This is a genomic window from Sulfurimonas sp. (assembly GCF_014859695.1).
Classification (GTDB): Bacteria; Campylobacterota; Campylobacteria; order Campylobacterales; family Sulfurimonadaceae; genus Sulfurimonas.
Genome location: NZ_JACUTS010000013.1, coordinates 16,021 through 40,888 on the forward strand (window position 1 = coordinate 16,021; position 24,868 = coordinate 40,888).

21 protein-coding genes and 2 tRNA genes are annotated in these 24,868 nt (G+C 39.5%); 16 read left to right on the plus strand and 7 right to left on the minus strand.

The genetic code is table 11. The features are described 5' to 3' along the window. The first annotated feature begins 48 nt into the window (after positions 1-48). Positions 49-1,107: a sensor domain-containing diguanylate cyclase gene (locus IBX42_RS04155; RefSeq protein WP_294929220.1), complete on the plus strand. Its 1,059-nt coding sequence runs from the start codon at positions 49-51 to the stop codon at positions 1,105-1,107. A gap of 7 nt (positions 1,108-1,114) precedes the next feature. Here the strand turns inward: IBX42_RS04155 and IBX42_RS04160 are convergent, their stop codons facing one another. From IBX42_RS04160 to IBX42_RS04170, 3 genes are all read right to left on the minus strand, one after another. Next, entirely contained in the window at positions 1,115-3,754 is a 2,640-nt protein-coding gene (locus tag IBX42_RS04160; protein ID WP_294929223.1) for a diguanylate cyclase, read from the minus strand. A gap of 112 nt (positions 3,755-3,866) precedes the next feature. Further along, positions 3,867-3,941 (minus strand) — tRNA-Glu (locus IBX42_RS04165). A 117-nt stretch (positions 3,942-4,058) separates the two neighbouring features. After that, positions 4,059-4,134, minus strand: a tRNA-Lys gene (locus tag IBX42_RS04170). Between the two features lie 195 nt (positions 4,135-4,329). Here IBX42_RS04170 and IBX42_RS04175 point away from each other — a divergent pair. From IBX42_RS04175 to IBX42_RS04240, 14 genes are all read left to right on the plus strand, one after another. Continuing rightward, positions 4,330-5,169 (plus strand): VWA domain-containing protein, encoded by an 840-nt coding sequence (locus tag IBX42_RS04175; RefSeq protein ID WP_294929226.1) that lies wholly within the window; start codon positions 4,330-4,332, stop codon positions 5,167-5,169. Then, complete coding sequence (locus tag IBX42_RS04180) at positions 5,166-6,587, plus strand: VWA domain-containing protein (RefSeq protein ID WP_294929229.1); 1,422 nt, start codon at positions 5,166-5,168, stop codon at positions 6,585-6,587. The genes IBX42_RS04175 and IBX42_RS04180 overlap by 4 nt, the downstream gene beginning before the upstream one ends. After that, positions 6,568-7,671 carry a hypothetical protein gene (locus tag IBX42_RS04185; protein WP_294929231.1) on the plus strand — a complete coding sequence of 368 codons (1,104 nt, stop codon included), beginning with the start codon at positions 6,568-6,570 and terminating at the stop codon, positions 7,669-7,671. Before IBX42_RS04180 ends, IBX42_RS04185 begins: the two co-directional genes overlap by 20 nt. Before the next feature lie 50 nt (positions 7,672-7,721). Continuing rightward, complete coding sequence (locus IBX42_RS04190) at positions 7,722-8,456, plus strand: hypothetical protein (RefSeq protein ID WP_294929234.1); 735 nt, start codon at positions 7,722-7,724, stop codon at positions 8,454-8,456. Continuing rightward, positions 8,457-9,347, plus strand: a complete 891-nt coding sequence (locus tag IBX42_RS04195; RefSeq protein ID WP_294929237.1) for a hypothetical protein — start codon at positions 8,457-8,459, stop codon at positions 9,345-9,347. Then, entirely contained in the window at positions 9,334-10,764 is a 1,431-nt protein-coding gene (locus tag IBX42_RS04200) for a hypothetical protein (RefSeq protein ID WP_294929240.1), read from the plus strand. The genes IBX42_RS04195 and IBX42_RS04200 overlap by 14 nt, the downstream gene beginning before the upstream one ends. Before the next feature lie 9 nt (positions 10,765-10,773). Next, complete coding sequence (locus IBX42_RS04205; RefSeq protein ID WP_294929243.1) at positions 10,774-11,181, plus strand: YcfL family protein; 408 nt, start codon at positions 10,774-10,776, stop codon at positions 11,179-11,181. Further along, entirely contained in the window at positions 11,154-11,771 is a 618-nt protein-coding gene (gene lpoB, locus IBX42_RS04210) for a penicillin-binding protein activator LpoB (protein WP_294929246.1), read from the plus strand. The genes IBX42_RS04205 and lpoB overlap by 28 nt, the downstream gene beginning before the upstream one ends. An 87-nt stretch (positions 11,772-11,858) precedes the next feature. Next, positions 11,859-12,806, plus strand: coding sequence for a MoxR family ATPase (locus IBX42_RS04215; protein WP_294929249.1), 948 nt, complete (start codon positions 11,859-11,861; stop codon positions 12,804-12,806). Positions 12,807-12,820: 14 nt separating this feature from the next. Then, on the plus strand, positions 12,821-13,651 hold the full coding sequence (locus IBX42_RS04220; protein WP_294929252.1) for a DUF58 domain-containing protein: 831 nt from the start codon (positions 12,821-12,823) through the stop codon (positions 13,649-13,651). After that, a complete protein-coding gene (locus IBX42_RS04225) occupies positions 13,651-14,058 on the plus strand; it encodes a hypothetical protein (protein WP_294929255.1) in 408 nt (135 codons plus the stop codon). Before IBX42_RS04220 ends, IBX42_RS04225 begins: the two co-directional genes overlap by 1 nt. Beyond that, positions 14,051-14,980, plus strand: coding sequence for a VWA domain-containing protein (locus tag IBX42_RS04230; protein WP_294929258.1), 930 nt, complete (start codon positions 14,051-14,053; stop codon positions 14,978-14,980). Before IBX42_RS04225 ends, IBX42_RS04230 begins: the two co-directional genes overlap by 8 nt. Next, positions 14,977-16,788 carry a VWA domain-containing protein gene (locus IBX42_RS04235; protein WP_294929262.1) on the plus strand — a complete coding sequence of 604 codons (1,812 nt, stop codon included), beginning with the start codon at positions 14,977-14,979 and terminating at the stop codon, positions 16,786-16,788. Before IBX42_RS04230 ends, IBX42_RS04235 begins: the two co-directional genes overlap by 4 nt. Positions 16,789-16,804: 16 nt before the next feature. Further along, positions 16,805-18,229, plus strand: coding sequence for a BatD family protein (locus IBX42_RS04240; RefSeq protein ID WP_294929266.1), 1,425 nt, complete (start codon positions 16,805-16,807; stop codon positions 18,227-18,229). A gap of 135 nt (positions 18,230-18,364) precedes the next feature. On the opposite strand, the gene IBX42_RS04245 is transcribed toward IBX42_RS04240, so the two are convergent. Next, positions 18,365-19,195 carry a prephenate dehydrogenase gene (locus tag IBX42_RS04245; RefSeq protein ID WP_294929269.1) on the minus strand — a complete coding sequence of 277 codons (831 nt, stop codon included), beginning with the start codon at positions 19,193-19,195 and terminating at the stop codon, positions 18,365-18,367. Between the two features lie 101 nt (positions 19,196-19,296). On the opposite strand from IBX42_RS04245, the gene bamA reads away from it, so the two are divergent. Then, positions 19,297-21,570, plus strand: coding sequence for an outer membrane protein assembly factor BamA (gene bamA, locus IBX42_RS04250; protein ID WP_294929273.1), 2,274 nt, complete (start codon positions 19,297-19,299; stop codon positions 21,568-21,570). 33 nt (positions 21,571-21,603) lie between these two features. Here the strand turns inward: bamA and IBX42_RS04255 are convergent, their stop codons facing one another. The 3 genes from IBX42_RS04255 to IBX42_RS04265 form a co-directional block, all read right to left on the minus strand. Beyond that, complete coding sequence (locus IBX42_RS04255) at positions 21,604-23,079, minus strand: Ppx/GppA phosphatase family protein (RefSeq protein ID WP_294929276.1); 1,476 nt, start codon at positions 23,077-23,079, stop codon at positions 21,604-21,606. Between the two features lie 4 nt (positions 23,080-23,083). After that, the gene (locus IBX42_RS04260; protein ID WP_294929280.1) at positions 23,084-23,335 is read right to left on the minus strand and encodes a YfhL family 4Fe-4S dicluster ferredoxin; all 252 of its coding nucleotides are present in this window, start codon (positions 23,333-23,335) and stop codon (positions 23,084-23,086) included. 100 nt (positions 23,336-23,435) lie between these two features. After that, positions 23,436-24,734 (minus strand): HAMP domain-containing sensor histidine kinase, encoded by a 1,299-nt coding sequence (locus tag IBX42_RS04265; RefSeq protein ID WP_294929283.1) that lies wholly within the window; start codon positions 24,732-24,734, stop codon positions 23,436-23,438. Between the last annotated feature and the right edge of the window lie 134 nt (positions 24,735-24,868).

Genomic DNA, 24,868 nt, shown 5'->3' on the forward strand with positions numbered 1-24,868 from the left:
AGTATTTTTACACGGCGCCAAAGCTAAGCTTGCAAAAAGGGGTCTGTTATGTCGTTAAAAAAAGTTTTAATCGCTATTTTTACCGCTCTTATTGTAGCAATACTCCTCTACAGCTATCTTACTCTGAACAAAGATTTTCTTATTATATATGCTACGATAGTCACGCTAATCGCCTTTACATCCGTATACTTCTTAATAAAGAGCTCTTCTAAAAACACCGAAAATGCAGAGTCCATAAAGATAGACAACGGTGAAACTAGAGAGTTTAAAATATCGCAAAAAGAGTGTAAGAGCTTGATTGAAAACTCACAAATCGGTATTTTTACTACAACAATTGAAGGAGAGGTGCTTTATGCAAACGACTCACTAATGAAAATAATGGGCTACGAATCACTCGATGAGCTTAGAGGTAAAAATATTATCAACGCATATAAAGATCCAGCGCAAAGGGCTTGTTTTCTCTCTGAGCTTAGAGAGCATGGCAGGGTTGATAATATTGAGATGAATTTTTTAACAAAAAATAGAGAAGAAAAAGTTATACAAATCAGCGCGCATATTGAGGGAAATATTATCTCAGGGATCTGCACCGACATAACAGAGAGAGTAGAGATGGAAAAAAATCTTGAAAAACTTGCGACGACTGATAAGCTTACATGCATATACAACCGCCATAAATTTGATGAGATATTTAAAACTGAAGTAGAGCGTGCCTCAAGGTATAAAACTCCATTGACGCTAATAATGTTTGACATTGACCACTTTAAATATGTCAATGACAACCATGGTCACGGTACAGGTGATGAGGTTTTACAAGGCGTTGTAAATATCGTAAAGAAAAACATAAGGGATGCAGATATTTTTGCAAGATGGGGAGGGGAGGAGTTTGTTATTTTGTCTCCTCAAACTGACAGCAAGAGCGCAACTGCTTTGACTGAGAAGTTAAGAAAAACGATAGAGAGTTATTCGTTTGTCAAAGACCTTACTATTACATGCAGCTTCGGCATTGCTTTTTATGAAGACAAAGATAGCACAGAGACTCTTATTAAGCGTGCAGATGCAGCTTTGTATAGAGCAAAAAATCAAGGAAGAAACAGGGTCGAGGTGTAAAATTTCTTTATGACCTAACCTGATTTCTGCCGCCTCTTTTTGCCTCATAGAGCTTATCATCCGCTCTTTTTATACTCTCTTCAATTTTATCACTCTGCTCATGAAGTGCAACTCCAAAACTGCAGGTTATGGTAGGCAGGTCGTCAAACTTGTGGTTTTGTATAACAAATCTTAAGTGTTCTGCCTGTCTTATAACATCTTCTACGGTTTTGGCATACATAACCACAATAAACTCCTCTCCGCCCCATCTAATGAGCTTGTCCTCTTTTCTTATATAGCGCTCCACTAGCTTGACAAGCGTTTTTAAAACTTCATCGCCGGCATTGTGCCCGTAGTTGTCATTGACATCTTTGAAGTGGTCAATATCAAAGAGGATGATTCCGGTTTTGCCGTTTTGATTCTCGTTGTTATTGATAATACTCTGTATTGAGGAGTCAAAAAATGCTCTGTTGTAAGCGTCTGTAAGCGGGTCTTTAATCGCTTTTTGCTTCAGCTGCAGCTTCTCAAACATGGTGTCGCTTATGTCGCTGAAGTTTATTATATATGTTTGCGGATCGTAGTTATTTATGGAGACCGAAAAAGCATGAGGCTTTTTATTTTTACTTAGCATAGATACGATTTTCTCTCTGCCTTGGAGATTTAGCAGACTTCTTATCCAGTGCTCCTCTTTTGGAAGCATTTTGCCCGCATGAAAGAATGTGTCGTCTTTTACAAAGAGATTGCTTATGCAGTGGTACTCTTTTGTAAAATCTTCTAAATCTTCATATCCGAAAAAATCGAAAAATTTCTGATTGGCAAAGAGTATTTTTCTAGAGTCAGTCAAAAGAACGATACTATCTTGAATATCTATAAATTTGCGAAGTTTATCCAAGTTGTTTTTTTGATCTGTGATATCCGTAATAACTCCCTCAATGCTCTCCACACCATTTTCGTCCATGCTAATCTTGGCACTCTCTTTAACCCACACGGTATCTCCGAGCGAGTTTACAATCCTGTACTCCATGGAGTACTCTTTGTCGTTGTTTAGCGCCTCTTTGATTCTTGCCTCTACGGCTTCTCTATCTTGGGGGTGAATTATATCTCTGTAGTTTCTTACTCTGTTTAAGATAAATCCTTGAGCTTTATAGCCGGTAATTTTATGTACGGCACTGTTTATAAACAACATGGTCATGTCGCTATCAGTTTTAGACCTAAAGATGATGTCAGGAATATGATTGACTATGGATTCAAGCTCATTTTGCATAGATGAGATCTTTTTTTCATACTCAATGATATTCGTTATATCATGAACGGTTCCAACCGAGTGGATATGTCTGCCTTTTTCGTCATATGAGTGATGTGCATACTCATTTAAGTAGGCTATGGATCTGTCCTCTTTTATGATTCTGTGTTGAAGTTGATAGACGCTTTTTGTATCTATTGACTCTCTCCAAGTGTTGTCTAGCCTCTCTTTGTCATCCGGGTGAACATAGTTTAGAAAAATCTCATAAGTAGGTTCAAAAGATTGAGGTTGCGTATTCAAAATATTATATATTTCATCGCTCCATGTTAGCTTGTTTGTTTTTGCATCAAGCTCCCATGAGCCAAGCTTTGCAATGTGCTGTATCTCATTTAGTGTTTTGTTGCTTTTTTCAAAGCTCTTCTGTTTCTTTCGGACTTTATAGTAAAAATATGTAAGCAGAGCAAGAAAAAAAACAATAATAGTGTCGATTACTCTATCTTTTTTAAACATATACTTAAGAGATGGATTTGAGCGGTTGACGACTATATAAGCAACATGTTGATTTGAGTATTTATTAAAAATAGGTATAAAAGTGGTTATATAAAATTTATCATCTAGACAGGTAAAAAAGTTAAAAGCATCGCCGCTTAAAATTTTCTCGCTTAAGTCGGGATGTTTGCCGATTAAATCTTCTATAAGCTTGTTTCCTTCTCCTGAAATGCTCTTCTCATAAAAATAGTTGCTGTTGATTTTGCTTTGTAAATAGTTGCTTTTTTCATTGTCAAAAACTTTTTTCTCGACAATATCTTTTTTGATTATAAACTCAACATCGGCAATAGCCTCATCCCTTAGATGCTTTACTATTTCATACATAGAGACCGAAATCTCTACGCTTCCATAGTGTTCTTCTTCATGGATGATGGGGTAGATGAATCTATAGCCGTTAAAAATTCTTCCCTCTTCAAAGCCTGACACTGGTTCTTTGTATTTGTTCACATAAGCAACCGTGTCTCTTACTCCTTCTAGGCTATCTCCATACTTATCCACTCTGTGAAATCTCAAAAAACTCTCGTTATTTGGCAGATGAAAGTGAAGCTGCTTTATTTTAAAGAGCTGCATGGAGTTATAACTGTCTATTAAAAGAGAGTAGAGTTCCCCCCGTGCGCTGTTTTTCTCTGCAATATCTGTGCTGTTTGCTTTTTTCATCAAAGCATGAACTTCCGGCACGTTTATTTTAGTAGCGAAATATATCTCAGAGTGAGTTTTATAGGCTTTTGTAATCGTGTTGTAGGTTATGCTAAGCATCTCTTTTTCTTGCTTTAAAACCTCTTTTTCATGGTTTTTTATTTGATAGTAGGAGACAAAAAGAGTCGCCGCACTAATAGAGATAAAAAAAAGAAGATACTTTATAATTTCCTTGTTCATTAAAGCCTATTTTTGTAGAGAAATTTATGGCGCAATTATAGCGTTAATTTTTGAGGGCATAATAAAGACAATTTATTAATTAGTTTAAAAAAAGGAGTTTATAGAAAAAAGTTGGTGACCCCGAGGAGAATTGAACTCCTGTAACATGGATGAAAACCATGGATCCTTACCGCTAGACGACGGGGCCAAATTTTATTTTTCTCTGCGTCAAATCTAATTTTTCATTCGTCATGTACCATTTGTACACTTCCTCATTAAAAAAATCAAATTTTCCTTGACAAAAGAAAAAATTAATATCTATATATGGTGTCCTGTGATGGATTCGAACCATCGGCCACATCATTAAAAGTGACGTGCTCTACCAGCTGAGCTAACAGGACTTGTTTTATGCCTCAAACCTATTGTTTGTGGACGCGAATTATAGACAAATAGGAACTGCTTGTCAAGAAAAAAGAGTATAAATTTGAAAATTTTTAGTTAAAATACATTTAATGAATTACTTTAGTTTTGAATATGCCTATCTTATCCTACTATTGCTTCCCATTTTATACTGTATGTATAAGTGCAGGGAGCAGATGAAGTCTAGATTTTTCGTCCATCTGCACTTTTTATCTGCAAAAAAGAGTTTCATAAAACTTGAGAGGCTTTTAAAAATCATTATCTTTATCTTGCTCTGCGCTGCGCTCGCTTCACCTATAGTCGTAGATAAATTTAACCCCCTAAACAGGCACGGAAAAGATATCGTCCTCTCAATCGACGGGAGCGGTTCTATGGGCTCATCGGGGTTTGATATGGAAGATGAGATTAGCAAAGGAGAGAGACTTAGCCGTTTTGAGATTGCAAAACTTATTACTGCTGATTTTATATACAAACGTGAGAGCGACAACATAGGAGTAGTGCTCTTTGGCGATTTCGCTTTTATCGCCTCTCCCATAACTTACGAAAAAGAGATAGTTGTTGATATGCTTAACTACCTGACACACGGCATGGCAGGACAAAATACGGCAATAGGAGAGGGCATAGCTCTAGGAGTGCGAGCGTTTAAACACTCAAAAGCAAAAAGCAAAATCATCATACTTTTTACGGACGGTGAGCACAACAGCGGAGATATCTCACCAAAAGATGCCATAGAGCTGGCAAAAGAGCGTGGTATTAAGATATATACAGTCGGCATGGGCAACAGAGGCGAGGCAGATGAGGCGCTTTTGCAAAAGATTGCCCATGAGAGCGGCGGCGAGTTTTTTTATGCAGAATCGGCAGGGGAGTTAAAAAAGATCTGCAAGAAGATTAATGAACTCGAATCCTCAAAGATAAAGAGCAGGGAGTATCTCTTGAAAGATTACTACTACTGGACGGCTCTGCTTCTAGCGCTGGCTATTTTGCTCTTTTTACTCTATAGAGAGGCAAAAAAATGACCCTGTTGTATCCGCAATATTTCTGGCTTTTACTGCTGCTTCTGCCACTTTTTATAAAGAGGGATATAAGAGAGTTTAGAGTGAGCGTGTACGGCTACATGCTAACTTTTCTTTTTATCGTTGCGGCGCTCTCAAGACCCGTCATAGAACAAGAGCCTATTGAGTCAAAACAGATGCTTAGCGACGTTATCATAGGAGTTGACCTCTCTTTCTCCATGCAGGGAAGCGATTTGGAGCCGACAAGGCTTGGCTTTGCAAAAGAGATGTTAAAAAAACTGGTTGAAGTTGAACAAAAGAGCAGGTTCAGCGTTCTTGGATTTACTACAAATGCGATTGTCCTCTCTCCGCTAACCGAAGATAGGGAGCTTTTGCTTCACCTTTTTGGCGCACTTGATGAGAAGTTTATCATTACGCAGGGAAGCTCTATCATGTCGGCTCTTAAACTCTCAAGAAAGATGTCCGCTTCAAAAAAAGCTACGGTTGTGCTCTTTAGCGACGGCGGAGATGAGCTTGGTTACGAGGCGGAGGCGCATTTTGCCAAAGAGAACTCTTTGGTTGTAAATATTTTTATGACAGCCTCCGCAACGGGTTCAACTCTAAGGCAAGAAAACGGAGAACTTTTAAAAGATGAGCTGGGCGATATTGTCGTAAGCCGCCAAAACAGTGCATCTAAAGAGATTTGCGATGCTACGGGCGGAGTCTATACCAAAGATTTTGACGAGCTTCTTGATGCACTTGATGCGCAAAAGAGCAAAGATAAAGAGAGTAAAACGACCATCATGAGAAATTTGGAGCTTTTTCAGTACTTTATAGCCTTGGCGATTATCACCTTTTTGGTAAGCGTGACGACTCTAAAGAGATATGTAGTTATGTTTTTGCTTCTCTTTGGTGTGCATCTGAGTGCAAGCCAAAACATGGAGTTTTTCAATAAAGCGACACAGTTTTACAGAAGCGGCGAGTATGAAAAAGCGCTGCAAAATTTTGAGATGCTAAGGTCAGCCGATGCAGAGACTAAATCCATAATCTACTACAATATAGGAAACTCTTTTGTAAGACTTCAGCAGTTTAAAAAGGCAAGAGAGGCGTATATAAAATCTTTAACGCTCATCTACTCCAAAGAGGCGGATGAAAATCTGGAGTTTATCCGCGGGGTTGGAGAGAAAAAAGAGATGAGTACAGGGCAACAGCAGAGCAAAGAGAAGTCGGCACTTGCAAAAAAAGAGCAGAGCAAAAAGCAAAAAGAGGGCGGCGGTTCAAACATGCAAGTGAGTGCGGCTGCAAGCAGCGGGTCGGACGATAAGGGTAAGAAAGCAAAAGCCCAAAGCCGGATAAATTTAGACGGCGGCAAAGCAAAACTCAGCTCAAGGCAGTATGAGCTTATAAACAAGAGGAGGGTAGATGAAAAAAAGCCTTGGTAGAGTATTTTTAATAGTTTTTATATTTTTGCAAGCAGGACTTTTTGCTTCGACATATACATGGAGTGCCTACGCAAACAAAACTACTGCGTATCTTCATGAAGCTATCCATCTTAAATATGTTTGCAGTTTCAGCGATGCTTCGGAACTATATACCATTGAGTTTAATCCCTCAGGAGAGTATGAGAAATTCACTCTTAAAAACCTAAGAAGCAGTGAGCAGATAGTTGATGGCAAGAGGGTAAACAGTTATGAGTTTGTAGCGTTTGCAAAAGAAGCGCTCGAGATAGAGTTTGCGTTTGAAGCCATCATGAAAAAGACCACAAAAGAGTCGATTGAAGATACCGTCATTGGAAGAGACAATGTCAAAAAAGAGGACTTTAAAAAAGAGCCTTTTAAGCAGAAGGTTTTAAGAGTTAATGTCAAAGAGACAAACACTCCGCTTGTCGGAGATTTTGCCATTGAAACAAAAAAAAATGAGCCAAAAGTAAAGGCGTATGAGCCGTACCGCATGCAGGTGTCAATCAAGGGAGTGGGAAATTTTGAAGCACTAAAACCTATAGCCTTTAATATCGAGGGCGTAAGAGTTTTTGCAGAAGAGATTGCTCGGGATTATAAACTTAGCGAAGATGGTTTACATGGAGAGTGGATACAGAAATTTGCGTTTGTCTCAGAGAAAGATTTTAGGGTTCCAAGGGTTGAGATAGAGTATTTCAGTCTTAGGGAGCAAAAATTGAAAAAGTTTGTCATAAATGCTCTAGATGTGAGCGTTGAAGCAGGCTTTAGCAAAGAGGAGCTTCTTGATGAGGAGCCAAAGAAAAGTTTTGAGTTTGACTATAGTTACCTCTACTATCTTTTAGCATTTGTAGCAGGATTTTTAGTTGCAAAAATAAAGGTAAAAAAAAGAGTTGCCAAGAAAAGCAGCGATGAAGAGTTTAGACAAAAGGTGCAAGAGGCAAAATCACTTGATGAGCTGATGATTTTGCTGGTTTTAAAAGATGCAAAGAGGTATGAGAAGATTATCTCTGATATTGAGACAAAAAAAGTAGCTTCGCTTAAAAATGCAAAGAGGTTAATAGTAGATTAAATCTTTTTTAACTAGAATGATTTAAAATATATACATACAGTGGAGTGGAAGTGAGATATTTTTTAATAATTGCTACATTTTTTTTGGCTTTAGCTCTTGCGGATAAGAGCGTAGTTAAGAGTATTACGATAAACCAGATGCTCTACCCCGATAAAACGTTTTTACAAGTCAAAGAGATAGCTTTAGATGAGGTAAAAAAGGCGGCTGCAAAAGAGATATACGGCGAAGTTCTAATCTCTGAGACGGTAATGTTAGGCGGTAAAGTCTTAGATGATGTGGTACGCGAACAAGCGGGCGGCTTGGTGCGTATAAAGGGAGAGCCCAAGTTTAGAAACGGCGAGAATTTCGGGGACATTGTAGTAACCGTTGAGGCGTATGCAACGGATGAAGATCTAAAAAACAGAGCCAATCAGAGCAGTAGCAAAGAGTTTGACATTGACACGGCAGATGAGAGAATATCTCAGATAAGGCGCGGTTTTTACGGTGTGTGGAGCGGATTTATTATGAAGAGTGGCGGAAGCAGCAGCGATGTTCTTATAAAGATAACAGACTCGGGAGAAGCTACCATAAGATATATTGCTTCAAACTGCGGCGGGGAGCTCATTATCCAAAGGAAGAGTCCGACAAAAGTAAGATTCCAGCAGAAACTAAACTACGGAGACGACAGGTGCGCAGATAGGCTTTTTGTCGAGCTCAAGAAGATAAACGATACACAATCTCTATATATGCTCCTTGATGAAGATGATAGGGAAGTAGCCAAAGGCACGCTCTATAGAGAGGAGTAGATGATAAGACTTATATATAAAATATTTTTGTTATTTTTACTCTACGCACTAAGCGGATGTACGCCGGAACCAAAACCAAAAGAGCACGAAGAGCTCCCGTCATGGGTAAGCGAACACTCTTTAACGCAAGCGGTAGGCTCAAGCGAGGCCAACTTTCAAGGGATTTATACCCAAAGAGCAGCTGCCCTAAATGAGGCAAAGAGCTCTTTGGCGCATAATATACGCTCATACATAGCATCTTCACTTCAAAGCCACTCAAAAGTGGGCAACAGTGAGATCTCAAACAAGTACAAAGACAAAATAGTCGCTCTCTCAGAGCTCTTTTTAAGCGACGCTCATCAGGTCGATGCATTTTTTGACTCGCAGAGGAGGCTCTACATCTTGGTAGAGAGCCTACAAGAGAGTATTGACAGAGTAGTTGGTTTGGATGTGCAAAAAAAGAGAACTTCTCTGCCTCTTTTGAGAACACGCCCTTTTGAAAAAGAGGAGCTGATAGAGAGCAGATGCTACCAAAAAGAGCTTTTAGAGAGCATCAATACAAAAAGTGAACTTTTTCAGAACAAACCTGTCTGGTTTTTTAGACCAAATCAGAGTGGAGTCTTAGGCTCTGTGGGAATTGCCGAAAAAGAGGAAGGCAGAACGCTTGAAGAGCAGAAAAAAGTGGCACTTTCTCTTGCAAAATCAGCTCTGATAAAAGAGAAAAAGATGCAGATGAAGTCCAGACATGAGCTCTTGAAGATAGTCAATGATGAGCTAAATGCAGAGATATTTGACTCCTCGGCGGTTATAAGAAGTGCGGACAAATCGACTCCCGTAGAGGTAAAAGATATCTGGCTAGACCCGCAGAGCTGTGAGCTCTATGTCTGGATTGTTGAGAGTGATGAGGTATAAAAGCAGCATGGTAAAACTCTTTAGAATTGCACTCTTACTCTTTGTGCCTCTTTTTTTTAGTGGATGTATGGCAAATTTGGCAAATTCTGTAGGAGTAGATATCGGCAGCTCTACGCAGAGTTACGCAAAGTTTGTTGCGGGTGAATATAAAGCCTCCGCTCAAATAGCAATGAAAGAGAAGAGTAAAACGGCAAAACTCGATGACGCGAATCTTCTTCCAACACTCCAAGCCGCAAACAGTTATCTTTTTGCCAAGGAGTACAGAAGCAGTATAGAGCTTTTGGATGAGGCTGAGGCTATTATAAAGTTTCATCATCAAAAGACGATATCCGGCAGTGCGAGTGACTATTTAACAGGGGTAATGTTAAACGACGCGGCAAGAGATTACCAAGCATCCATTTCGGAAGCCATCATGGTAAATACATATAAAGCCCTTGATTATATGGCGCTTGGAGAGTTTGAAAAAGTACGCGTCGAGCTTAACCGCGCAGTCGATAGAGTGCGTCGTGCAAAAGAGACCTATGCGGAGCTTATTGGAAAACAAAAAGAGGCGATAGCTCAAAAAAAGAGAGAGCAGGGATCAGGAGCTATTGATAATACGCTTAACAATCAACAGGTAAAGGGTATCATCTCCCAAAACTACTCCTCTCTTGGGCAATATGCGGCATATCCTGAGTTCGTGAACCCTTTTACCCTCTATCTGGCAGGTCTCTTTTTTGCAATAGAGGGCGATTATGCAAAAGCATCGTCACTGCTTAAAGAGGTTTACGCAATGGTGCCGCAGAACAAAACTGTAGAGTCTGATTTTGAGATGGTCGAGTACGCTCTTGAGGGCAGAGCTGTAGAAGATAGATATGTCTGGGTTATCTATGAAAACGGTTTGGGAGCCGCAAAGAGTGAGTTTAAAATAAACGTTCCTATCTTTTTGGCGTCAAACAAAGTTATCTACACGGGCATAGCGCTGCCTAGAATGAAGAGGGGGATGGGCGCAAGTGAGGCTATTAGTGTCATCTCAGATGGGAAAACTCTCTCAAAAACCTCAGTGGTTGGCGATATGGAGAGTGTAGTACTTACGGAGTTTAACTACTCATATAACGACATTTTAACTCGCGCAATATTCTCCGCAGCACTTAAAACCTATGCACAGTATGAGGCAACGAGGGATAACCCTTACATGGGGCTTGCTGCGGCGGCATTTCAACTCTTAACAACTCACGCCGATACCAGAAGTTGGAATACTTTGCCAAAAGATTTTCAGGTAACAAGAGTTAAAATACCCGCTAACAATAAACTTTTGCTAAAAACTGGAGTGCACAATATAGAGGTAGAGCTCTCAAAGAGTGCAAAACACGCTATAGTTTATGTTAAAATACCTGCAGCTACTTCAAAACCGAGTGTAACAGTTATGGAGTTTTAAGGAGTTTAAATGAGATTAATCGGATATATCGCTTTTTTAGTTTTACTCTTTGGCGGTTGTGCCAAAGAGCCACAGATGAGCGACCAAATAGTCAAAGTTATAAGCAGTTGCGGCAACAGCGATATAGCGGTAACGGATATTAAAGGGCGTAAAAAGTCTGATGGCTTTATGCAGGCGCAAGTTATCGGAGAGAATAGGTCTGATAATTATCAACTTCTTGAGTATCAGATCATCTGGTTTGATAAAGAGGGCTTTAAGATAGAGAGTATACTCTCAAAGTACAATACGGTTCCTGCCTATGCAAATCAACCGTTTCAAATCAATGCGATATCGCCAAATACTAAGGCGACTACATTTCGCTTATATATAAAATCACAAAAGGAAGTAATATGCGACGAACAATACAATGGACACTGATTTTAGCGGCTCTTGGAGTTCTATTTAGCGGCTGTGAGACAAAAACTACAAACATAGATATAGACAATGACAAAGGTGATGCGGTTATGGGTCTTGACTATAGAGACTTTCAGGGTGCAGCACAAGATATGATAGAGTCACTGCTGGCATCGGGCGCAGTAGATAAAAAGAACGGTGAGCGCTATGTTCTCGTGGTTTCAAGAATCGTAAACGACACGATGCAACATATAGATACGGATCAACTGGTTAAAAAGATTCGCGTAGGGCTTTTACAAAGCGGCAAAGTGGTTGTAACGACCGCGGTCGGACTTAAGGGCGCGGAAGATGAGATGTCCATGCACGCAAGAGAGACGCTAAGAGGCAACACGGAGTTTGACCAAAAGAGCGTTGCAGGCAAAGGGAGCATGATTGCACCCGACTTGAGCTTATCGGGTAAGATTCTTCAAAGAAGCATCAAGGTTGATAGTAAAACCCAAAGAGTCGAGTACTATTTTCAGATGTCTTTGACTGAAATAAAGACGGGTCTGGCATATTGGGAAGATGAGCGTATAGTTGCAAAAAGAGGGAGCAATAAAGCTGTTTCATGGTAATTTAGTTTTTTTTACCGTGAGTTAACGCCGTTTTGCTATGCTTTGAGCCAAGAAAAGAGTAATTTTTACAACAAGGTTTATAATTAAATGATTTCTAAGATAGAGTTGATTAAAAAAGAGGTTTCTAAGGTAGTTGTCGGGCAGGAGAAGATGATCGATTCTCTTCTTATTGCTCTTTTGTGTGAAGGGCATATCCTCATAGAGGGTGTTCCCGGACTTGCTAAAACCACAACGGTAAATGCGCTTGCAAAAACTCTCGGGCTTAATTTTAAGCGTGCACAGTTTACGCCCGACCTTCTTCCCTCAGACATACTCGGTGCAGAGATATATGACCCCCAAAACAACAGCTTTAAGATAAAAAAAGGTCCGATATTTACAAACCTTCTTTTGGCGGATGAGATAAACCGCTCTCCTGCAAAAGTTCAGTCTGCTCTGCTTGAAGTTATGCAGGAGAAGCAGGTAACGCTTGGAGATACAACATTCAAGTTAGAGCCTCCGTTTTTTGTTATGGCTACACAAAACCCAGTTGAACAGGAAGGTGTCTATCAACTCCCAGAAGCGCAGCTTGATAGATTTATGCTAAAACTCATTGTGGATTACAACACAAAAGAGGAGGAGCTTGAGATTGCAAGACGCATCTCAAGCGGCAATTTTGAGGCGATAGAGAGTGTGATAACGCATGAAGACTTGGATGAGCTAAAAACGGCTGTAAAAAACGTACATGTAGACGAGCAGGTTGAAGAGTATATGATTGAGTTGGTCAATGCGACAAGAAACCCTCATGAGTACGGACTTGATGAGATAAAAGACTTCATCCAGTTCGGTGCATCGCCGCGTGTAAGCATAGATATGTTCAAAGCAGTAAAGGCTATGGCATTTATGAGAGGCAAAGATTTTGTTACACCCGTTGATGTTGCTTACATCGCAAAAGAGCTTATGCGCCACCGCATTGTTTTAACATACGAGGCTGAGGCTGAGGGAGTTACAACCGATGAGATTATAGAAAAAGTGCTCCAAGCCGTAGCAATACCGTAGATTTGATATAAACTATGAGTAAACTGCAAAAGATATTGGTTCGCGCAAGACGTCAGGTTTTTAGCGAAATGGTCGGAAACAACCCATCCATTTTTCAGGGTGAGGGGTATGACTTTATTGAGTTAAGAGAGTACATGCCTGGCGATGACATCCGCCATATCGACTGGAATATTACCGCCAAGATGCAAAAACCATTTATCAAGATATTTCGCGAAGAGAGAGAGCTTAGTGTAGTAGTGGTATCTGTATTAAACGGAAGCGTGCATTTTGGCTCCAAGAGATTTAAGCAAGAAGCCATCGCCGAAATTGCCGCTCTTCTAGGGTTTTCAACGCTTAAAAACGGTGACTTGCTAAGTTCTTATATCTTTACGGATGAGATGGTTTCGCACGCAAAACCGAGTAAGAAACTGCATCAAATCCAAAAAAATGTCCAAGACATCTTAGAGTTTGACGCCATAAACAAAAAGGTTGATTTCAAAGTAATCGCCGATACGCTCTTTAAAAGGCTTAAGAGAAAATCTCTCATCCTGATTATCGGCGACTACTTTGAGATACCGGACTTTAGACTTCTGGCAAGAAAACATGAGGTGCTCTGTGTTATAGTGAGAGACCATCTTGAAGAGCATCCGCCGGAGATGGGTTTTGCATCGCTCATCGACCCTGAGAGCGGAGCGGTTTTAGAGGGCGATTTTAACGCTTCAAGCGTGAGAGCATACAGCCAAAAGGTCGCGGCACATGACCACAGACTCTTTGAGAGGCTAAGACGTGACGGCATACGATTTACAAAAGTATATACCGACTCTATTGCAGGCGTGAAGCTTCGCAGACTTTTTGAGGGCAGATAATGGCACAAGAGCAAAGTTACGATATCCCGCTTCATGATATAAAACCTATTGTTGAGGTACAGGAGTATTCGCTCTACTATTTTTTAGGAGTTGTCTTTATAGTGCTTCTTTTGGTTGCGGCACTCGGCTATCTCATCTATAAGTATTTTAAAAAACGAAATGCCTTTAATCTGCGAAAAGAGCACTTCAAGCTTCTAAATTCGCTTGATTTAAAAAAGACTAAAGAGAGCGCATACCTCATTACCTCTTTGGGCGCTACGTTTAAAGATGACAGTCCAAGACATCAAGAGATGTATGAAAACCTCACAAACCGTCTTGAAGAGTATAAGTACAAAAAAGAGGTGAATGAGTTTAGCCAAGAGACTTTGGGCTACATAGAGCTTTACAAGGAGATGATCGATGTTTGATGGAATCTATTTTGAATTTCCACAAATTGCACTCCTTATCATCTTTTTTATTTTGTGCGCTTTTCTTTGCAAGATGAAGCTTCCATCCATCTATTTTCCACATACTCACGACTTTTTAAACCGTAGTGTCTCGGCATCAAAAACACTACTCTTTTTAAAGTGGTTCGGAGTCGTTATGATGATACTCTCTCTTATGTCGCCCGTAAAAGATGAGCCTTATGAACTTGAACCAAAAGAGGGATATGAAATAGCTCTGATTCTGGATGCTTCGGAGTCTATGCAGGCGGAGGGGTTTGATGCCAAAAACCCATATTTTACAAGGTTTGACGCTGTAAAAGAGATTGTCGGCGAATTTATAAAAGAGAGGCAAAACGACAATATAGGTCTGGTCGTATTTGGCGCATACTCTTTTATTGCGTCGCCTCCGACTTATGATGCGGATATTTTAAACAAAATTCTCTCACAGCTCTCAATCGGAATGGCGGGAAAATATACGGCGCTTCATACATCTCTGGCACAGGGCGTAAATCTTTTAAAGATGGGAAACTCAAAGACAAAAATAGCAATCTTGCTAACAGACGGTCACAGCACCCCTCAAATCGACAAAATCCCGCTTGACGTGGCGCTCGATATGGCAAAAAAAGAGGGTGTAAAGGTTTACCCCATAGGCATAGGAATGCCGCATGAGTATAACCAAGATGTACTGCTTCGTATTGCAAACGAGAGTGGCGGGGTGGCGTTTGGCGCTTCAAATGCCAATGAGCTAAAAGAGGTCTATAGAACAATAGATAAGTTAGAGAAGTCTGAGATAAGGGGAGAGACATTTACAAATCTGAAGTACTACTACCAGTTCCCTCTTTTTATCTCTCTGCTCTCGCTGATGCTCTACGTCTACCTTAGAAACAAGAGGGGTTATGCATGACATTTTTACACCCTGAATTTCTCTACTACATGCTGCCTCCGCTCTTTATCCTCTTCGGACTTCTGCTTACTCAAAAGGAGCAGTTTGCAACATTTTTTGCTCCGGATGTGATGGATAGGCTCCGCGCAACTACAAACTCTATGACGCTCAAAGCAAGAAATGCACTCTTTTTTCTTGTGGGATTTTTGATGATAGTAGCACTCGCCGAGCCTGCCATCAAAGAAGGCACAGTTGAGGTAAAAGCAAAAAGCGCGGACATTATGATTGCTTTTGATATCTCAGACTCCATGTTGGCGCCCGATATCTATCCAAGCAGGCTCGAAGCCGCAAAACAAAAAGTATTGACTCTTTTGGAGGAGGCGCCAAATGAGCGTATAGGCATAGTCGCGTTTGCAAAAAACTCCTATCTTGTCTCTCCTCTTAGTTTTGACACCGCTGCAGTGGCATTTTTGCTGCGCAAGCTTGATACGTCATCGATTACAGAGAAGGGAACAGACTTTTTGTCTGTTTTGGATGTTGTAAGTAAAACTCAAAAAAATGAGGGCAAAAAGTATCTTCTTCTCTTAAGCGACGGCGGAGATAAAGATGATTTTTCCAAAGAGATTGAAGCGGCAAAAAAACATAATATTGTTGTTTTTGTATTGGGTGTTGCTACAAAAAAAGGCTCACCAATAAAGCTTGAAGATGGAACCCTTGTAAAATACAAAGGCGAGATAATTATCTCAAAGCTTAATGAAAATATTGCAGATTTGGCTACAAAAACAGGCGGAGTCTATATACAAAGTTCGACATCCTCGGATGATATTAAGAGAATGTTTAAAGAGATAACCGAGATAAGTGAAGAGCGGGAGCTCAAAAGCCAAGAGATACAAAAACATAAACCCCTATTTTACTATCCGCTTGCAGCGGCACTCTCTCTTCTGCTCATTGCGACAAGTTCACTAGGCAAAATAAAAAACGGCGCAGCTGTGTTTATTTTATCTATTGCTCTTTTTAATGCTCCACATGCAGAGGCGGGAATTTTGGATTTTATGGACTTAAAAAAGGCGAAAGAGGCGTATGAGAGCGGCAGTTACTCTGAGGCGGCAAAGCTCTACGATGAACATGCACAAAACTCCCAAAATCCACAAAGCTACTACAATGCGGCAAATGCCTACTATAAAGATAAAAAGTATCAAGAGGCGATAGAAGCATACAAAAAAGCGGTATTTGAAGAGGAGAGTCTTAAGGCGAAAAACCTCTCAAATCTTGGCAATGCCTTTGCAAAAGAGGGCGATTTGCAAAAGGCTGTTGAAGCCTACGAGAGCTCTTTGGAGATTTTGGACGACATAGAGACAAGAGAGAATTTAGAAGAGGTCAAAAAACGTTTAGATAAACAAAAAAGCGACTCAAAAGAGGGCGATGATAAGCAAGAGAAGCAAGAGCAGAGCGATAAAGAGCAGAACTCAAAAGATGATGAGAGCGGCGATGAAGATAGCTCTAAAAAAGATGAGAAGGGCGATAAAAAAGAGGACTCAAAAGAGGAAAACAGTGGAGAGAAAAAAGATAACTCAGAAGAGAAAGAGTCTGAAGCAAAAGAGAGCGATGACAACAAAGCAGAGCAAAAGAGTAAAGCCCAAGATATGAAAGAGAGCGAAAAAAGTGATGAAAACAGCTCTGCCAAAACAGAGTCGATGCAAAATGAGATGATGAGCGATGAAGAGCAGATGAAGTGGTTAGAACAGCTCAACATGGGCAACGCTACATTTCTTTATAGGCTAAACGATGAAGAGACAACTCAAGAAAATTCAGATGAGAAACCATGGTAACGAATAAAGGCGAATGATGAGAACTATTACTAAAGTACTATTTTTACTACTGCTGTTTTTAAGTACGGCAAATGCGCAGGTTGTCGCAAAAGTAACCCCAAAAGAGGTAGAGCTAGGCGAGATGGTTACATACTCGCTCACCATCTCAGGAGAGGATATAACAAGACCAAATATACGCAGATTGTGCGATAGCGATGTTATATCTACAAGTTCTCAAACAAACATACAGATAACAAACGGACCAATCAGTAAAAACTACGCGCTAAGCTATAGATTTGTTCCTCAAAAAAGCTGTATAATCAGTCCGATTGAGGTTGAAGTTGACGGTAAAACAGAGCTTAGCAATAGTGTAGAGGTAAAAGTAGTTCCAGTCAGCGGCGCAAAAGATTTGGACTTTGTTTTAAAGATAGAGAGTAGTAAAAAAGAGCTTTTTGTAGGAGAAGCGTTTGACTTGACGCTCACTTTTAAGCAAAGAAGCGATGCTGAGGCGGTTGACAGTCAGTTTACTCCGCCCGAGCTAAAAGGGTTTTGGATAAAAAGCGAGACGCAGCCAAAGAGGTATCAGGATTCAAAATATACAATCACGGAGATAGTCTACTCTTTAGCACCTCAAAGAGCAGGAGAGCTTAAAATTCCACAAGCGCAGATGAGAATAGCCTCAAGAGGCTCAAGAGCGAGCAGTTGGGGAGACTGGATTCCTACAATTAAGTGGAAAACATACTTTTCAAACGAGTTGAGTTTTGATGTGAAACCGCTTCCCTCAGGTGTTAGTTTGGTCGGAGATTTTGCCATAGAAGCGGTAGTTGATAAAAGTCAAATCAAAGCAAATGAGGCGGTAAATATCAAGATAAACGTGAGCGGCGAGGGAAACTTAGAGGATATAAAAAGTTTTAAGCCAGAGATGGATGATGTTGCCGTATTTGATGAAAAAATTGTTATAGAGGGTAAAAAACTTACCCAAAAGATAGCTTTTGTAGCAGATAGAGACTTTACGATACCATCCTTTTCACTGCGCTATTTTGACCATGAGACAAAAGAGGTAAAAGAAGTTTCTACAAAAGAGATAAAAATTGATGTTATAAACGAGCAGATAAAAGAGGAGCTGGTGGTTAAAAAAGAGGAGGCTGTTGCGGAGTATGAAGAACATGCAACGCCTACTAAAGAGTACAACACGCTTACTCTTGTCTTTATTTTCATCGCTGGAGTAGTTGTTGGTGTTGTTAGTATGCTCTATAAACCATATTTTAGCTCTGTAAAAAAGTCAAAAGAGGGCTCCATAAAAGATCCAAAGACTCTTTTAACAAAACTATTGCCTTTTAAAGATGATAAAGAGGTTTGTGAGATAGTAGAGATACTGGAGAAGAATATCTACTCCCATCAGAAGATAGAGATAGATAAAAAAGCCCTCAAAGAGCTCTTAAAAAAGTATAAGATTGACTAACTGACCTTTCGCTCTTTTGCGTAAGATCAGCTAGTCTCCCCTATCCGAGAGATAGGGGTAGCTTTAGGGGGTTGTAGGGACTTTAGTCCCTGCCACCAAAACGGACGAGTTCGTTTTGGTGCGTAACATCAGTGACTAGTCTAAAATATCATGAAGCCTGTTTCCGGCTTCTATATTTTTATGAACCTCTTCCCAATTCTCATTTTCTATATGCCCTTTTAGGATGCTTAACTCATTTTCAAAGAGCGTTATAGCTTCGAGCAGATTTTCTCTGTTTTGTCTGAAAATATCTTCCCACATGTTTGCAGAACTCTTTGCCAAACGACTCATAGAGCGAAAACCACCCGCAGCAAGAGCTAAGATATTGTGTTTGTTCTCTTGATTCATTACGGTGTTTGCAAGAGAGTATGATATGGCATGAGGCATATGAGAGATAAATGCGGCGTGACGGTCATGACTCTTTGCCGACATGAAGTACTTTTTCATCTTAAGCGCACTAAATATCTTTTTGGCAATGTCGGCTTGAGCTTCTCCGCTGTGTTCTAAATCACATATAACGACCGCTTTGTCTGTGTAGAGATTCTCAACCGCAGCAGTTGGACCGAAATTTTCCGTTCCCGTCATCGGGTGCGCAGCTACAAAATTTTCTCTAATGCTTTGAGGTACAGAGTCGATAATCTTTGTTTTGGTACTTCCAAGGTCTATAATAGTCGTACTCTTTTTTATGTCTCTTAAGTTTTCTAGCGCAGCAATTATCCCATCTACCGGAATTACCAGAAAAATAACATCATAATTTTTAACATCTTCAAATTCTACAATTTTATCAACTAAGCCAAGTGTCATGGCCTCTTGCTGGTGGATTTTATTGTGATCACTTCCCACAACAGTGCTAATAAAATCAAGTTTTTTTAGACTTATGGCAAGAGAACCGCCCATAAGTCCAAGTCCTACTATCGCTACTTTCATCTCAATTCTTTATTTTAATTTTTCAAATTATACAGAGTTTACTTAATATTAACCTCATAAAAGGTAAAATCCTCTCTTATTTTACAACTGATGGAAACTTAATGAAAAAATTTTTAGCACTCTTTCTGACCTTGCTGGCGGTAAACTCCTTCGCATACACAATTAAATCTATTAAATATGAGGGCATGGTCAACATGTCAGAGTCCGTAGCGTTACGAATGCTTAAGTTTGAAGTCGGTGATAGTGTCGATGAGAAGATGCTTGATGAGTCAATCAAGGCTTATTATAAGCAGGGCTATTTTGAAGATATCTGGACAACTATGGATAACGATGGTGTTTTAACGTTTCACTTTAAAGAGAAGCCTCTTATATCAAAAATAGAGTTAAAGGGCTACAAAGAGAATGACAGCGGGATAAAAGAGAGTGTGATTCAGATAAAAGTCGGCTCACTTTATGATGAGAAAAAGATAGAAGCAGCAAAAAAAAGAATCATAGAGATGATAAGTCAGGACGGGAAGATTGACAGTGTTGTAGAGATTCAAAAAGAGCTTTTAGAAAACGGAAGTTATAAGATTACTTTTTTAGTAAATGAAGGCGAAGAGATTATTATTGAAGAGCTTCTTTATAGCGGAGTATCGGGTCTTGATAGTGATGATTTTAATGATATGATTGCCAATAAAGAGAGAGAGTTTATGGGCTGGTTTTGGGGGAGAAACGACGGTAAGATGCGAGTTGGTGATTTGGCATACGATCCTCTTAGAATACGTGATCTCTACATGCAGCATGGCTATTTAGATATTGATGTAAAAGAGCCTTTTGCAAAAGTAAATTTTGACAACTATACGGCAGAGATGAGCTACCAGATACAAGAGGGCGAAGTATATAACGTTAGCGCTATTACGATAGATCAGCAAAAACATGTCATAGACGAGGAGAAGATTAGAGAGCTTATAAAGTTGGAGGTCGGTAAAGCTTTTAACGTTGAGACGTTTCGTAACGACTCGCAGAGAATAAAGACTCTTATTGCAGATCAAAGTTACGCTTTTGTGCAGATAGTTCCGGATTTGAAAAAAGATAAGGAAAAAAGGGAGGTTGAGGTTGTCTTTAAGATTATGCCGGGAGAGAGAGTTAAAATAAGGAATGTAATCATTTCCGGAAACAACAGAACACTTGACAGAATCATAAGAAGAGAGCTCTACCTTGGACCGGGAGACATGTACTCGCTTACAGATCTCTCTGACTCTAGAAACGCACTCGGACGACTCGGTTTTTTTGAAGGAAACACCATAGAAGAAAAAAGAGTCGACAATAAAACTATGGACCTAATAGTCAAGGTAAAAGAGGCACCTACGGGCAATATTCAACTTGGAGGCGGTTATGGAAGTTACGGCGGGCTCCTTGTTAGCGTAGCAGTAGATGATAGAAATGTTTGGGGTTCTGGAATAAATGTTGGAGTAAAAGCTGAGCGCTCATCTTTGACCTCTAACTACTCTTTTAGTCTCTCTAACCCTAGACTAAACGATAGTGACTTTAGCGGTAACTTCTCCCTCTATACCAGTGATTATGAGTATAACGACTATACCGTTATGTCTGATGGATTAACCCTTGGAGTTGGTCATAGATTTACAAGATATATAAGCGGGCATATAGGGTACGGTTTTTCTGCAAATAGTTATGAAATAGAAGAAGACGCCAATCTGTCTGGAATAGATGAATATTTTTTTGAAGATTATTCAAAAAGTTCGGTTACGGTAAGTGCAAAGTTTGATAATACCGATGACTTTTATCTTCCAAGAAAAGGTTTTATGCTTAGTCAAAGTTTTGAGTATGCAGGACTTGGTGCAGATTCTGATTTTCTTAAAAGCAGAACAAATTTTAGTGCTTACAAAGGGCTTGAAGATTGGTTTGGATTTGACGTGATTGCAAGATATAAAGCAAGAGTTTACTATGTAAAAGAGACGGGTTATCTTCCTGTTGCAGAGAGATTTTATATGGGTGGTATAGGAAGTGTTAGAGGGTATGAGTCATACTCTCTCGCTCCTACAATAGAGGATAGTGACCCTGCTGAGACCGAAGATAGACGAATCGGCGGGGAACTTACGGCATCAAATAGTTTTGAGCTTAGTTTTCCTCTTGTTCCAAAAGCAAAAATGCGTTTGGTTACCTATCTTGACTGGGGATATATAGGAGCTTCCGGCGATTCATTGGGTAGTGAAGCGTATCTCTCAAACGATATCTCTCGCGGTGGTTTTGGTGCAGGTCTTGAGTGGTTCTCTCCTGTTGGACCGATTCAGCTAATGTTCTCTAAACCTCTAGGAGAAGAAGAGGGTGACAAGACTGCGGTCTTTGAGTTTACGATGGGGCAGAGATTTTAGACTCTTTGCTTTCTCTGGTCGGAGTGAGTTAAATTATAAAGTATAAAATGAGATTTCTATGCTTTTATTTGTTAAAGTCTCCAATTTGTTGACGCTCTCTTTTGCCAGATAGAGACTATTTTTAGATTCAACTTTAAGTTTTGACTCCTCAAAGCTAAGCGTAAAATCAATATTTCGAGGGTAGTGACTCAAAAGAGTTACAGCTAAGGAGAGTAGATAGCTTAGCGCTTCTAGCTGCGCTGAATCAGGAAGAAGATTTTTAAACTTTTGTATATGAGATTGTGAGGGGAGCTTTCTTTTTGCATATCTTGTTAGAGTTGCGATTAAAATTATCTGTTCATGAGTAAAGCCAAACTCTAGAGCGTCTTTTATGAGGTTGTAGCTATTTTTGTTGTGTGAGTAGTAGTGGATGTTGTTTCCGCTCATGCAGAGTTTTGCGGCAATTGCCAACTCGTAGCGGTATTTTTCTTCTATTTTTAACTCTTTATGCATGAGATCAAAAAGCATTTTAGAGACTTTACAGAGCTGATTTGCATAAGAAAGATTATCAACGTGAGCATCGAGTATATACCGCACAGAGCTGTTGTAGTTTGGGGGAAATCTATCGTTTGAGTTTCTAAGCAGATCGGTTAAAAAAAGACCTTCTCTTACGCCGGCACCGCTTGTTACAAGTTTTTCTATCTTGAATCTCTCTAAGACTCTCAAGAGAATAAGTGCCCCCGGTTTAATAACGTCAAATCTGCTGCTTTTTATACCAAGGTTTTTGAGCTCATCCTCGTCTGAGTTGATTATCTTTTTTAACAGTGTCTGAAATTCATCACAATTTGGCTCATAAGCATGAAGTTTGTCTATCGGGTAACCGCTTTTAGTGAGGATTGCATTGGATATTGCTCTAAATGTTCCGCCTATGCCGATAATTGTAGATATATTTGTTGCATCTAAGTGTTTTAGCTGAGAGTCGATGTAGATTGTTGCACCGTCGATGTCGCCTTTGTCAAAAAAAAGCTCTTTTAGTCTGACCGTGCCTAAATCCACCGAGATATTTGAGTCTGTTTTCTGCTCATCTATAAGCGAGAACTCTGTCGAACCGCCGCCTATATCGATGCTTAGTGCATTTCTTTGCCGCGGTAAAAGATTGATGCATGCAACAGCTCCAAGGTAGGCTTCTCTTTGCCCGTCTATGACCTTGATATTTAGACCAATAGAGTTTCTGACTCTGTTAATAAAATCTTTCTTATTGGGAGCATCTCTAAGCGCGGAGGTTGCAATACAGAGCGTTTTTCTAGCTTTAAAAGATGAGACAATGGATAGGAAGTCTCTAAGAGCATCAAAAGCTCTTTGTATCGGAATTTCCTGAAGATTTCCGCTGTTTTGATAGGCATTTTCAGAGATTCTCACTCTGCTTTTTGCCTCATGAAGTATATGAAAAGCAAAACGTGATGTCTTCTCATAAATAACCATTCTAACAGAGTTAGAACCTATATCTATGACCGCTACGCGTTTCGCCAAACCTCTACTCTTCTGCTAGAATATTTTTATATTTAAACTGAAGCTCTGCAATGGACTCTACGTTGTCTTTATCTGGAATAATGCAGTCAACCGGACATACGGATATACATGCAGGTTCGTCATAAACACTTACGCATTCGGTACAACGATCAGGATCGATAAAGTAAATAGGATCACCCTCTTCAATAGCCATAGTAGGGCACTCTTCGCGGCAAGCATCACACGCAATACACTCATCATTTATTAATAAAGCCATCAAAATACCTTCTAGTTTTAAATATATGTAAAATACATAATTTTATGTGCCCGATTTATAGCAGAATAAAGCTTTATTATTTTTTAAATTTTGTTATTATTTACTTGGCTGGAAGAATACAAGAGAGTTTTGAACTAAGGTTGAGAGTTGCTACCGTTCCTGTTACACCATCAGTTCTGTTTTTAATGCTTATTTTGGCTCCCAGTGCATCTGCACCACTTTTTGCCAAAAAGAGTCCTAAACCCACGCCCGACTTGCTGCCTTCTCTTTTAAACGGTGCGAAAAGATCCGAACTCTCATCTATGCCACACCCTTCGTCAATTACTTCAATAAGTAGCCCATAATCGTTTAGCGAGCTCCTTAAAATAACGCTCTTATTTTTTGGAGTAAATTTTAGAGCATTTTGTAAAAAGTTTTGTACAATTTGGTTAAGAAGACTTACCTGGAGCAGTGCCATAAAACCGTTGGGTTCAAAGTACATGTGAAGTGTTTTGCCCTCATTGGCTGCTAACAACTTAAAGTCGTCGGCTTTTTGCTTTAAAAGCTCAATTACATCAACCTCTTGAGGTTTTTCTAGTTGAGCCCCCTCTTGTCTGCCGATATTGAGTATATTTGAGACAATGACATTCATCTCATCAACCGTCTTATTTGTTACTTTTATGGCATCTATGTACTCTTCAATAGAGCGTTTTTTAATTAATGTTACTTGGTTTTTCAGCTTTATTACCGCAAGAGGAGTTTTTAGCTCATGCGCAGTCCCTATAAATAGCTCTTTTTGGTACTTTACAAAGTTTTGAATTCTTGAGATTAGGTGATTGATTGTTTCACCCAGAGATTCAAACTCCTCAGGAAGCTCTTCGGTTTTTATTGGGCGTAGAAGATGCTCGTTCATATTTGAGAGCTTGTTGCTTAGTGTCTTAATAGGTGTGACTAGCATTTTAGATAAAGCAATTGCATAAATTATAACCAGTAAAAAACCTGCTATATTTATAATAAAAATATAGTGAAGAATTTTGTCAATAAGCGCTCTAGTTGGTGTTATGTCTTTTGTAATCTTGATGTAGCTTAGCTCTTCAATATCAAATGGATGCATTAAAACCAGATACGATTTATTATCTTTTGAAGTTTCAAAAAAATCTATATCCAGCAGGGATTGCTTAAGGTGTATTACTTCAATGCTGAGACCTAAGTATGCTTCCGGAGTAGGAACGTCAGGACCGTAAATTGATTGATCGGTAGAGATGTTTTTTGCGTAAACTAGGAGCTCTTTGTATTTCTCTTCAAGTATAGAGTTTTCAATGTAAAAATATAAAATTGATGAAAATATAAGAATAAGAGAGGCCGAAGAGATTATGAGCTGAATTAAAAAATTGAGTCTGATGCTTGTTTTTGAGAACATAATCGTTACCTGCGGCCATTAATAAAAGTATGTAATTGTAGCTTATTTGAATTTAAAAGAGAAGTTTGCGGTTTGATTGTCCACGGCTGATTCATACAAAGGAATAAAAAATGCTTTATAGGGAGCATGAAAGA